The organism is Sorangium sp. So ce375 (assembly GCF_051473855.1).
In the GTDB taxonomy this organism is placed as follows: Bacteria; Myxococcota_A; Polyangia; order Polyangiales; family Polyangiaceae; genus Sorangium.
In genome coordinates, this window is the sequence record NZ_CP150335.1 from 2975855 (window position 1) to 2987520 (window position 11666).

Sequence of the window (11666 nt, forward strand, 5' to 3'; positions counted from 1 at the left end):
TGCATGATACCGCCAAGCTGTGCCGGGCTACCCGAGACGTGCGGGCCAGCAGGCGGCGAGAACTGCTGCACAACCGCGGCGGTGCCTGTGGGCACATTCAACCGGAGCAACGATCCAGCGTATCCAGCGATGGTAAGCGACTTCCGGCTGGATCGGTTCGAGGTGACTGTGGGTCGGTTCCGGAGGTTTGTGGAGGCGTATCCCGGGAGCAAACCGGCGGCCGAAGCGGGGAGGCACCCGCTCATCGCGGGGAGCGGGTGGAATGCGGACTGGAACGGCAACCTGCCCGCGGATGCGGAAGCGCTGAAGGCGGCGGTGAAGTGCCCGGACCAGACGTGGACGGATGCGGCCGGCGACCACGAGCGCCTGCCAATGAATGGCCTGAACTGGTACGTGGCGTTCGCGTTCTGCGCGTGGGATGGTGGCCGACTGCCGACGGAGGCGGAGTGGAACTATGCGGCGGCAGGAGGCAACGAGCAGCGGCAGTATCCGTGGCCAGACTCGACGACGATTTCTAGTGCCCACGCGGTGTATGACTGCACCGGGGACGGGTCTGCGTCCAGCTCGTGCACGTTCAGCGATATCCAGCCGGTCGGGTCGAGGTCACCGGCAGGAGATGGGAGGTGGGGGCAGGCGGACTTGGCCGGGAATCTGCGGGAGTGGATTCTGGATTCGGGTGGTGGCTATACCAACCCGTGTAACGACTGCGCCAACTTGGCGAGTAGTCCAAACCGGGCGCACAGGGGCGGAAACTATGGCGAAAGTGCGCCGTACATGCGCTCTTCCGAGCGCGGCAGCATCGTCGCGTCGTACCGCGGCTACGGCATCGGGACCCGATGCGCGAGGACACCATAGCAACCAACCGACTCGCCCCACGGTGTTGTCCGGAACCACATCGGCGCCACCCGCATTCCGGACACTCGCCCGTCGCATTCCACGTTCTACCGGAGCGAAGTTCATGCCTCGCCGGTCACTTCGCCGTGCTCACGATGGTGCCGTTTGTGCCGAGTCCGTTGGTCCAGTAGACGCGGGTCGCGTCGAGGGCGATGCCGTACGGCGACGGTTCCCCGGCCGCCACGGCCCCGACGATGCCGTTCGGCAGCATCCTCATGACGTTCGGCGAGGTGGGGTCGGCCCAGTACACGCCCGTCGCGTCAGCGGCGATGCCCCTCGGGTTCCCCTGCCCGGTGGCGATCACCGTGGGATCTCCGCCGGACTTGGCCACCCGCATCACGTTGCCGGTCCTGCTGGTCGTCCAGTAGACGTGCGTCGCGTCGACCGCGATCTCCCGCACCTGGCCCTGCTCGGTCGCCAGCGTGGTAAACGGGCCATCGCCCGTGGAGTCCTTGGGCGCGGACATCACCCGGCCGATGGTGTCACGGACGGTCCAGTAGACGTGCGTCGCGTCTACCGCGAGGGCGTGGGTCGTCCCGCCGCCGTTCGAGATGATGGTGAACGGCCCGTGGCCGTTCGAGTCCTTCGACGCGCGGACCACCGAGCCGCCGGCCTCGCGGTTCGTCCAGTAAACGAACTCGTCGTCGAGCGCCACGCCGAACGGGGCGGACTGCCCTATGGCGATGGCGACCGGCTCCTCCCGGCCGCCGACCCGCGACCTCATCACTTGGCCGTCGTTCATGCCGGGCTTGCCCTGGTTGGCCCAGAAGACGTGGGTGGCGTCGACCTTGATGTCCGCCGGCTGGACCTGCGCGGTGGCGATGTCGATGGCGGCGGCTTCGCCTTGCGTCCACTGCCTGACGACGCCCTGCTCCCCGTTGGTCCAGAACACGCTGCCGTTGGAGACAGCGATGTACAACGGATCCTGCTGGCCCGTGACGTGGACCGAGGTTCGGGCGCAAGTGCCATCCAGGCAGGTGCCATCGCACTCGACGGGGCAGGTGCCGCAGTGGAGGGCGTCGTTCGTCACGCGAACCTCACAGCCGTTCTCTTCATCCGCGTCGCAATCGACGTAAACGTCCCCGCAGACCGGCGGCTCGTCGATGATGGGCCCCACGTCTCCGCTCACCCCGGTCCCTCCGCCCCCGCCGACAACTCCTCCATCGCCGCCGGCGCCGCCGCTGCCCTGCGCTGAAGCTTCGCCACCTCCGCTCACGCCGGTCCCATGTCCACCGTCGTCTCCGGTACTGCCGACGCCCCCTCCGTCGCCGCCCGTACCGCCGGTGCCTGCACGCAGAAAGTCCCGGTGGATAGGCGAACAACTCGCCAGCGTGACAATGAGACACAAACGTGCCGCAGTTGCCTGCGTGCTGCCGGCGTATCGGACAGAAAATGATGAGTTGTCACATGGCCGCATAAGCCAATATTTACTGTCTGCGCGGGTTGTGCGCCAATCGGCTGTTGTCCTTTTGGTAACTGTGGATGGACAATGTGCTCGCATTTGCCCGCGGCGGAGATCGTATGTGGCGTTCACTTCGTTCCAGCCGACGCGCCGCCGTCCGGCTCACCCTCTAATCGGCATTCGCCCGTCTGCGTGCCAGCATTGCGCCCTTGGCGCATCCCGCTTCGTCCGGTCCTCCTCGCGCCCTCCAGGACGTGCTCGCGCGGTGCGCTGGGACACATGGTCGATCTGGGTGGCCCAGACGCAAGACCGGCGGGTATGTTCGGGTAGATCGGCAGACCTGGACTTCGGCCCGCACATCAACCCATCCTTCGGTAAAGCCATCAGTGCGCTGAACTGACGAGCGGCAGCGCTGCAGAGCTCAGCGTTGACAGGATTTCGCTCTTCCTGCACCGTCTCAGCTCCACCTCGCGCTCATCGACGGTGGCTGCTCTTACGGGAGCGTCTTGTCGCCCTTCCCCCGGAGGAGCATCGGCGGCCGAGGCGCTCGCTCGCGCCTCTGAGCGAGCTGCCAGTTCCTATCGATATGCAGCGAGCTCTCTCCGGTCTGTCCATATCCCGGGATCCGAAATGGTCTCCGCTCTCTTCTCCGTCGCCGGCGGCCGCCGGTCCAGGAGCGATCTGCCGACCAGGACGCCAGAGCCAAAGGCAGGGACGAGCAAAACCGTCGCCGCGACGACACGAATGGCGTGCCCCGTTTTCGTGGCGTTCTCACTCATGAGCCGCCCTCTGCTCCAGCCTGCTCCTCCTCCGCGGCGCGCGCCTCGTTCAGCGCGAAGAGCCGGTCGATCAGCTCGTCCTCGAACGCGCGGCGCGCCAGCCGCTCTCCCGGCGTCGCGGGCTCGGCATACGGGGGGACCTCCACGTCGTCGAACCTGTAAGCCGAGAGGACGGCCCGGTCCATCTCCTCGTGGAGGTTGCGGAGCCCGACGATGCTCGGCTCTTTGCACCTCCTGTCCTTGATGAGGTTGTACGTCTCCGTCAGCCCGAGCCCCGACGCGAGCATCCACCGCGCGCGCGCCGCGTAGAGGCGCTCGCCGGCGGCCTCGACACGGCCGCCGTCGGCGAGGTGCTCGGGGCGAGGGAAGGGGAACGTCTCCACGCAGTCCGATGGCGCGTACCGGAGGCCCTCTCCCATCGTCGAGGAGAGCAGCCGCGCCCACGCCTCGTGCGCGCGCGACTGGAGCACCGCGAAGCGCGCATGGTCGTCGATCGCGAACACACACAGCTGGTCTGAGAACGTCCGGCCCGCGGGCTGGAAGGCGAAACACAGGTGCTTCGTCACCCGCGCCGCGACGAGGCACCGCTCGAGCGGCGCGATCTTGCGCCGGAGCTCAGGCCGCGTGTTGGCGAACTGCCACCATCGCGCCCGGTGGCCCGCGTCGATCCCGGTGCCCTTCAGGCGATCCCGCGCCGGCTTCACTCGGGTCCTCACGATCGAGAGCAGCTCGGGCCACCGCCCGGCCTCCTCGAGCCCCCGCTCGCCGAAGTCGATGACGTGACGGTGCGGGCTGTGCGAAGGGGACGAGTTGACCTCCTCGCCGCCGAGGAACGGGCGGAGCACCTCGCCGGCCGCAGGATCACCCGCGCAGAGCGCCCGCGCCTCGCCGTCGGTCAGGACGAAGCCGTCGCCGCGAAGGAAGCAGCCGATGAAGCACAGATCCCGGCTGGCACCGAGCGGGCGCGGATCGGGGCGCTCCGGCATCGCGCGCAGGTGCGAGTTGATGTGGCCCACGGCCGCGCCGTCGAGCCGCGGCGGCGGCACGCCGTCGCCGGGCGACAGGCCTATCGCGAGGTGGACGACGGCGACGTGCACGGCGGCGTCTCCGGGCCACGGGACGCTGCGCACGGCGTTGTAGATGATCGCGCCCCCCGCCTCGACGAGCGGCCTGAGGCCCGAACGCCGGGTGTCGCCCTGAGCTATCGTGTTCGTGGCGATGAGCCCCACCGTCCCGCGGCGCCCGAGCAGCGCGGCCGCGCGGCGGAAGAAGTGGGCGGCCAGGTCGGTGTTCTTCGTGGCGCCGTGCAGCTGCTCGAGCCAGGCGGCGTAGAGAGCCCCGTGATCCGTCGAGATCCGCTTCCCGCCCAGGAACGGCGGGTTCCCGACGAACGCGACGAGCCGCGTCGGCCGTGGGTCGCGGGCGCCGTCCTGCCCGTCCTGGCGCGGCTCCTGGAAGGCCTCCGGGAGCTCCAGCGGCCAGTGGAACGCCGGCAGCGGCGGCGGCCCCCCGGGCGCCCCCTCGCGGAGCGCCCGCTGCATCGACAGGAGCTCTTCCGAAGGCGGCCCGCCGCCGCGGAGCCACGCGATCGCGAGCTCGGCCCGCCGATCGCGCTCCTTCAGCCGGTCACGGTCCCTCTCGTGCGCGAAGAACGCCCCCACCACGAGGTCGCCGAGGAGGCGCGCCCGGGCGATCGCGTCGTCCGCCTCCTCTGCGAGCCGGGCTCGGGCGAGCGCGTCGTCCGCCTCCTCTGCGAGCCGCGCCCGGGCGAGCGCGTCGTCCGCCTCTTCTGCGAGCCGGGCTCGGGCGATGGCCTGGTCCGCCTCCTCGACCAGCCGCCGTCGCAGCTCGAGCGCGCGTGCCACCGCGGCGTCGATCTCCTCGTGGAACGGCGACGCCGGCGCCGCGGGCTTCCAGTGGAAGCCGCGCAGCTGGGCAAGGTCGAGCCCGACGAGCGAGTCGCCGTGGCGGAGGGCGTGGTCGATGAACGTGAACGGCTCGTCCAGCGCGCGCGTCACGAGCCAGAGCGACAGCCTCGCCAGGCTCACCGCGAAGGGGTTCTTGTCGGCGCCGTACAGGCAGCGCCGCGCGACGAGCCGCCGCGCGTGGCTCACGGCGTCCTCGGTGCTGGTCGAATTTGAACAGGGAGGCGGGGAGGCGGGGAGAAGAGACTTGGTAAATATCCTTGTCTCCCCGTCTCCCCGTGAGCTTTCTCGGGCAAAGTCGACCACCACCGCGTCCTCGCCCGGAACGGCGAGCCGCGCCGCCGCGGCGGCGTCGCCGCGCGCCGCCTCGCGCGTCCAGGCGGCCACCACCCGGTCGGCCAGGTACCGGCACGCTTCCATCAGGAACGCGCCGGAGCCCATCGCCGGATCGCAGATCGCGAGCCCGAGGAGCGCCTCGGACGCGGGCTCCTCGCCGAGCTGCCGGAGCAGCGGCTCCAGCGTCCGCGCGACGATCGGCCCGGACAGGCTCCTCGGGGTGTAGTGCGAGCTCGTGCGCCGCCGCTCGGCGATCGGCTGGAGGAACAGCCGCCCTGCACCGAGCACGTCGGTGTCCCTCGCGCGCAGCGGCCCGAGCGCCTCGAGGACGCCGGCCGCGGTCTCCGCGGCGGCGAGCGCCTCCCCGAGCTTCCCCGCCTCCCGCCGCGAGATGCCCGCCCGCTCGGCGAGCCACGCCGTCCGCCGCGCCTTCGGCTGCGCGAGCGCCTCGGCCGCGCCCACCCAGACCTTGTCGGGCCTGAGGCACACCGTCGGCCCGGCGGCGCGCTCGACCCGGTAGCCCATGAGCGCCTCGTAGATGCCGCCGAGCTGCTCGACGTCGAGCTCCCGGTACGACAGCGGCCGCCCGTCGAGCACGAGCAGCCGCTCGAGCACCGCGTACACCGTGCCGTCGTCCACCGACGGCGCGCGCGGCGCCGCGGGGTCGCCCGGCGCCGCGGGGTCGCCCGGCGCCGCGCGCTCCGTCGGCCCCGCGTGCTCCAGGAACGGGTATCGCTCGGGGTCGAAGAGCTGCCCTCGGCGCGCGGGCAGGCTCAGCTGGGGGCGGCGGAGCCCGTGGAACACGGCGCGGAACAGCGCGACGAGCCGCGCCCACGCGCCGAAGCGCCGCCGCGGCGCGCCCGGGCGCGCGTCGCGCTCCGCGGCGAGCTGCCGGAACAGCGGGCCCACGCCGAGGTGCGCCGCGTAGTACGGATCAGACGCCGGCAGGAGCCCGCGTTCCTCCGCGTGGAGCAGGAACACGAGCCGCAGGATCGCGGTGAGCAGGCCGCCGTGGAGGTGCTCCGGGCCGCGGGCGAAGGCGCCGTCGAGCGCGCCCGTCCCGTCGCGCAGGGCCGCGTCCTCGAAGCCGCGGAGCAGGATGCCGAGCGCGTCGAAGGCCCGATCCGCGAGCGCGCCCGCGACGTCTGCCTGCTGCGCCCTGCTGTCCACGGGGACGGGCTGATCCATGCCGAGCGCCGGGAGTGTACGCGAGCGCCGCGCGAGCCGCTGCAGGTTCTGCCTGGCGAACGCCGGCGCGACCGGTGGAGGCCCTCCAGGTCGCAGGCGCCTCTCCGCGAGGCGTCCGTCCTCGGAGAGCCTCCGGAGCCTCCGAGCGCCGCTAGCGCGCGGCTTTCAGGGCTTGATCTTCGCCGCGAACGCTCGTGTGACCGCCGGCCTCGCCTTGATCGCCTGCTCCCAGCGCGCGAGGTTCGGATACGGCGCGATGTCTATCCCCATGCGCGCGGCCATGGAGATCCACGGAAACGTGGCGATGTCCGCGATCGAATACTCGTCTGCGAGGTGCTCGGACTCGGCGAGACGGCCGTCGAGCACCTTGTAGATGCGGTCCTGCTCGTTCTGGTAGCGCTCGATCGCGTAGGGGATCTTCTCGGGCGCGGCGCTGCGAAAATGGCCGAGCTGGCCGAGCATCGGCCCCACCGCGCCCATCTGGAACATCAGCCACTCGATGACGCGCGACCGGCCCGGCTCGCTCGCGGGCAAGAGCTTGCCCGTCTTCTCGGCGAGGTAGATGAGGATCGCCCCCGACTCGAAGACGGTGACTGGCCCGCTCGGATGGTCGTGATCCCGGAGCGCGGGGATCTTCCCGTTGGGGTTGATGCGCAGGTACTCCGGCTTTTTCTGCGCGCCGGACCCGATGTCGATCGGCTTGATCTCGTAGGCGAGCCCGAGCTCCTCGAGGAGGATGACGGGCTTGTAGCCGTTCGGCGTGGTCCACGTGTACAGGTCGATCATCTGGCTCTCCCTCCCATCCGCGGTGCCCCTGGCACCCGGCAGCTGCGGGGATGGTCGTCGGGTGCCCCGCGGAGGTCAAGCGAGGCCTGAGCGGTCCCCCCGCGCAGCACGTCGATTCCAGCCGGGCGAATTCACCCGAGCAAAGCGTCCCGCGCGCCTCCCCGCGGTGCTCACCTCGACCGAGGTGAGCGCTCCCGTGGATCGCACGACCGGCGCGTCGCGATTCATGGCTTCACTGCTCTACGGCGCCCGCCTCCGTCTGCTCGTGGACAGCATTTCGGCCTTGCGGCGCAGAGCCGGTCTGTGAGATTTTTTTGTGGGGGAGGTCCCCGGAGCACGAACGCGGAGGCAGCGTTGCTCTATTGCTTCGATTGGCTGGAATTTCCGCTCCAGCCCGGAGACGAGTAACACGTTTGCGAGGCGACAACCTTGGCCCGAGCTGGAAGAGTCTGCGTGTGTTCTTGCGCCAACCGGGAGTTGAATCGATGAGTGACGACAAATCGGTGCTCATGAAGATCCGAGCGAACGCCGCTCTTGTCCTCAAGGTGGCGCGGGACGAGCTGGGGCAAGACGTCGACTACGATCTCGCCGGGGTGAGCTGGCTCGACGGGTTCATCCAGCGGCAACATGAGCAGGGTAGGGAAGAGCAGCGAGATGGCCTGGTCAGCACGCTCGGGTCCTACTTGGGGGAGTGCGTCGTCCAGACTTTCGGTGGCGAGTGGGCCGAGAAGGATGGGTCTTGGTGTGTGCGCTTCGACGACCGTAACGCGGTATTCCCGTTCGCAAAGGTCGCGAAGCACCTGGAGTCTGGGGCGGGAGACTCCGTGCTCAGCTTCTTTACGCTCATCCCGGTCGTTTTCGCCAAGTGCCTCAAGGGCTAGCGGACCGCGCCCGGCGTGCTCGACCAGGCGGACGGTGACCTCGCCCCGGTCTCGTGCTCGCGGAACTCACCCCGGCGACGCTGAAGACCTCGCCGGCGATCTGGCCGAGCTCGAGCACCGCCCCGAGCGCGCGGCGCTGAGCACTGGTGTCCACCATCGCGTCCACTCGCTCAAGTTCCCCACGTCGTGTTCCAAATGGGTGGGTCGAGGGTTCCGCCGCCCGCGTTCTCGACGTGCCACCGGGCGAGCACGAGATCGCCGCGATGGGCCCCCACGGACAGTTCGCGCGGGCGCGCGTGAAGATCGAGGCAAGAGAGACGTTGAAGCTGCCCCTCCCCTATGAGGTAGAGCCCCCTGCGCTGGCACCCAAAGCCCCCTGCGCCCGACCCGCCCCCTCCGAGCACGGGCCGAGCGGGTCCGAACCCATGGCTCCTCGGGACCGGCGCCCGCGCACGTAGAGCACGCCGTCGTGGAGCCAGAGCTGCCACGGCTCGAACTGGTGCGTGCTCGCCTCCTCTTTCCATGGGCTTCGGTACCGGATCTCCACGACGCTTCGGCGTACGGCACGCAGCAACGTGAGCACCCAGCGCTGGTCGCGGAGGCGGCCCGTGCTCTGCGTCACGCGCAGGGCATCCGCGTACGGCGACGTCACCACGACGGTCGACCACGTTGTTCCGCAGCTGTTCGGCGGGGGCGACGATCCCGAGAACCTGCTGATCGCGCACGGAGTCTGCAACAGCCGTCGCGGCACACGCGACGTCGAGGACGTTCGCCTCGAGCTCGCTGGCGCGGCCGCAGCCCCCGTGGGCGCGGGCGCGAAGACCGCCGTGAGCATTGCCGGCGCCTCGCTTATTGCGCTGTGGGCGGGGCACGCGTTTGCGAAGCCCGCCGAGACTGGCGAGCGCCCGTTCAACGGCGAGGCAGCCCTCCTCTCCGGGGTACTCGGCACCCTGCTGTTGCGGTCTTTGCTGTAGCGAGCCGAGAAACGCTTCCGTGTCGCAAGCATATCGGTTTTTGACAGCGGTTGCCCTCGCCATGGCAGAGAATGATCGACGCCCTGAACGCTTGCGGAAATTCAATCGGAGGTCTCTGGACGTGCGTTGCAGGACCGTCACGGAGCCGGTCTTGGCGGCTCCGCGCGCCGCGGCGCACGGCGTGCTCGCTGTAGAACCGCTCTACGCTGCTCCGCGCTCGAGATCCTCGACGCCGAGCAGGTCGTGACGAATTTGGGACCCTTGGGACGTTCTACGAGCAATTGATTCGCCCTCGGCACGTTCTTGCGGTTCATTCACGAACTCTCGCCCTGTGCGCCGGGTCTGGACGGGTCGACCTTTGCCCAGAGGTCGCCGAGGTCGAGCGCGAGACCGTCGAGCCCGGTCACCTGTATCTTGACCTGATCCCTGCCGCTCACGAACATGGTGTAGCGTCCTTCCGGGTCCAGCTCCAAGCACACCATGAAGCGTTGCTGTGTTGGCTCCACCAGCCAGTACCGTCGCACACCGTGACGCGCGTACTCGCGATTTTTGATGTCGAAATCCGTCCACTCGTCGACACTCCGCGGTGACACCACCTCAACCACCAGCGCCGGGGGGCGGCTGGAGAGGTTCGCGTCGGCCTCGGGCAGCTCGCCGGCCATATAGACGCAGATGTCCGGTTTGCGACCACCGAGCTTGGACACGACCAGTTTGTGCCCGGGCCCGAACACGACGGCGCCCCGTGGGGACGCCCATCCGCGCAGAACACCGAGGAACCAGTCGACCACGGCGTCGTGCAGCGGCGTCGTCGCTTCCTCCTCCACGAGCAGGCCGTCGACGAGCTCGCCTGGCCCATCGAGCTTGGCCCATTCGTCGATGGTCATCGGCTCGGCGCGGAGGGCGCGTGAGGTCGGCGGAGCCCACGCGGGTTCCGGTTCGCCGCGGGGGCCCTCCCATTGATCCCAACCCTCGTCCGGCTCCGGCAGCCCGACAGACCTCAGCCACGCTCGGGCCGCCTCGACCATCGCTTGCGGAGCAGGCTTTCCAGGCTCCCAGGAGGTCAAGAGGGCCTGCAACGTGTGGAGAGGTTCGACGGCGGGCACTTCGCCTGCGCCTGCGCCAAGCGCTTTCGCGCAGTCCTCGATCGCCTTCGCGATCTCGTCTCGAGCAGGCAAACGCCCTGCCCCGGAGCACGCGAGGGCAAGGACCCGCGGCGCCGCAAACAGCGCCACGACGTTGATGGCGCACGCGAGGGCGGTCGCGAGCTCCTTGGCGCTCCGCTCGGCCGACTCGCGCAGGGCCGAAGCGACACCCATTCCCTCCGTGCCCGAGCCCGGCGCGTTTCCTTCCCTGTCTTTTTCGCCCATATTCAGTCCTACGGCGCCTTGCAGATAGGTCCTACGAAGTAACCGTTGAACCTCGAGATCCCCCCTGCGCCGATGGCCACCACGTTGTGGGTGCCGTTTTCAGTGCACACGTACGCGCACCACGAGGTGAGCACCAGGCTCTGCAGCAGGTCTGCGACCCAGTCCGGGCATAGGGAGCACCTGGATTTGCCGCAATCTGTCACCCAGCAGTTGTGGTCGATAGGCGGCGGGTTGTACTTGCATTGCGTGAGGTACGGACATCCGTGTTCTTTTTTGCACTGGATCCGTGGCTCGAAGCTCGCCGACATCATCGACGGATCCAGAGTCGCGAGCCAAGCGTCCGCCTCGGCCGCAGCGGCGGGCAGGAACTGCTCCATGAGCTGCTCGATCGCCGATTCGTCCAGTACGCTCGGATCCAGGCCTGCGGACTCGACCGTCGCCACGAGGTATGCCGTCGTCAATGCGGCTTTTGCCTCGGCCAATGCGAGCTGTTGGGGGTCGACCTGAGCGAGGGCCTCTTCGGGTTCTTCCTGAGGGGTCTGCTCGGGTGCTTGAGGATCCTGTTGCGCCGTGCCTTCGCCAGTTTCCCTTCCCGCAGAATCCTCCTCGGGCAGCCGACCGAGTGTGATGTTGCAACCTGGCATCATCGAATTGGCGATCGCAGCGGCGAACAGGATGGCAAGACGCCTCGGTCCGTTTCCTCTCTTCATGCCCCGCCTCCCAGCATTCCAGCTTACAGGTCCAGGCTGACGGCGTGCAAGCTCATTCACCATAACCAGAAGCAAAGGAGGATCTGCCTTGATGAGGGTGAATGAGGAGGAAAGGACGAACAACGCCCATCTCGCAGCCCAGGGCTCCGTCGTTCCCGCGCGCGGGCGCAGGATGTTCGGCACATCGTGGACGCGCTGAAGGCGCGGGGAGCGGCGGGCTGACGTGAGCGCGCGGCAGGGCGTCGCCAGGCGGAGCGGGGCGAGGTGACGTCGCCGATGCACCCCGGCGCGCCGCCTGCGCCTCACGCACGTGGGCTCACGGGACCATCGCTTACCCGAGCGGCACCAGGTGCTTCAAGCGCTCTCTCCACCCGCTCTCAGGTGCTGCAACCCCGGTCGCGACCCGCTCTCAGCAACTGCGAGC

At 69.2% G+C, this 11666-nt stretch carries 9 protein-coding genes; 3 read left to right on the forward strand and 6 right to left on the reverse strand.

Annotation, left to right across the window (positions count from 1 at the left end; translation table 11 throughout):
* The first annotated feature begins 87 nt into the window (after positions 1 to 87).
* Positions 88 to 855, forward strand: coding sequence for a formylglycine-generating enzyme family protein (locus tag WME90_RS11315; protein WP_437281104.1), 768 nt, complete (start codon positions 88 to 90; stop codon positions 853 to 855).
* Positions 856 to 970: 115 nt separating this feature from the next.
* Here WME90_RS11315 and WME90_RS11320 read toward each other — a convergent pair whose 3' ends face one another.
* The 3 genes from WME90_RS11320 to WME90_RS11330 all read right to left on the reverse strand — a co-directional run bounded on the left by WME90_RS11320 (position 971) and on the right by WME90_RS11330 (position 7310).
* Positions 971 to 2023: a hypothetical protein gene (locus tag WME90_RS11320; RefSeq protein ID WP_437281105.1), complete on the reverse strand. Its 1053-nt coding sequence runs from the start codon at positions 2021 to 2023 to the stop codon at positions 971 to 973.
* 1048 nt (positions 2024 to 3071) lie between these two features.
* Positions 3072 to 6524 carry a DNA methyltransferase gene (locus WME90_RS11325; RefSeq protein ID WP_437281106.1) on the reverse strand — a complete coding sequence of 1151 codons (3453 nt, stop codon included), beginning with the start codon at positions 6522 to 6524 and terminating at the stop codon, positions 3072 to 3074.
* A 165-nt stretch (positions 6525 to 6689) separates the two neighbouring features.
* A complete protein-coding gene (locus tag WME90_RS11330; RefSeq protein ID WP_437281107.1) occupies positions 6690 to 7310 on the reverse strand; it encodes a glutathione S-transferase family protein in 621 nt (206 codons plus the stop codon).
* 485 nt (positions 7311 to 7795) lie between these two features.
* Between WME90_RS11330 and WME90_RS11335 the strand changes: the two genes are divergently transcribed.
* Positions 7796 to 8191, forward strand: coding sequence for a hypothetical protein (locus WME90_RS11335; RefSeq protein ID WP_437281108.1), 396 nt, complete (start codon positions 7796 to 7798; stop codon positions 8189 to 8191).
* 337 nt (positions 8192 to 8528) lie between these two features.
* Here WME90_RS11335 and WME90_RS11340 read toward each other — a convergent pair whose 3' ends face one another.
* Positions 8529 to 8846, reverse strand: coding sequence for a WYL domain-containing protein (locus WME90_RS11340; RefSeq protein ID WP_437281109.1), 318 nt, complete (start codon positions 8844 to 8846; stop codon positions 8529 to 8531).
* Here WME90_RS11340 and WME90_RS11345 point away from each other — a divergent pair.
* Complete coding sequence (locus WME90_RS11345; protein ID WP_437281110.1) at positions 8800 to 9165, forward strand: HNH endonuclease; 366 nt, start codon at positions 8800 to 8802, stop codon at positions 9163 to 9165. The two genes, WME90_RS11340 and WME90_RS11345, sit on opposite strands and share 47 nt — an antisense overlap.
* A 314-nt stretch (positions 9166 to 9479) precedes the next feature.
* Here WME90_RS11345 and WME90_RS11350 read toward each other — a convergent pair whose 3' ends face one another.
* Both WME90_RS11350 and WME90_RS11355 read right to left on the reverse strand, forming a co-directional pair.
* The gene (locus WME90_RS11350) at positions 9480 to 10532 is read right to left on the reverse strand and encodes a Uma2 family endonuclease (RefSeq protein ID WP_437281111.1); all 1053 of its coding nucleotides are present in this window, start codon (positions 10530 to 10532) and stop codon (positions 9480 to 9482) included.
* 8 nt (positions 10533 to 10540) lie between these two features.
* The gene (locus WME90_RS11355) at positions 10541 to 11242 is read right to left on the reverse strand and encodes a hypothetical protein (RefSeq protein ID WP_437281112.1); all 702 of its coding nucleotides are present in this window, start codon (positions 11240 to 11242) and stop codon (positions 10541 to 10543) included.
* Positions 11243 to 11666: the final 424 nt, after the last annotated feature.

Bases quoted from the DNA above. Each gene is read 5' to 3' on its own strand.
- WME90_RS11325 (WP_437281106.1), bottom strand. From the start codon at position 6,524: ATGGATCAGCCCGTCCCCGTGGACAGCAGGGCGCAGCAGGCAGACGTC.
- WME90_RS11330 (WP_437281107.1), bottom strand. From the start codon at position 7,310: ATGATCGACCTGTACACGTGGACCACGCCGAACGGCTACAAGCCCGTC.
- WME90_RS11335 (WP_437281108.1), top strand. From the start codon at position 7,796: ATGAGTGACGACAAATCGGTGCTCATGAAGATCCGAGCGAACGCCGCT.
- WME90_RS11350 (WP_437281111.1), bottom strand. From the start codon at position 10,532: ATGGGCGAAAAAGACAGGGAAGGAAACGCGCCGGGCTCGGGCACGGAG.
- WME90_RS11355 (WP_437281112.1), bottom strand. From the start codon at position 11,242: ATGAAGAGAGGAAACGGACCGAGGCGTCTTGCCATCCTGTTCGCCGCT.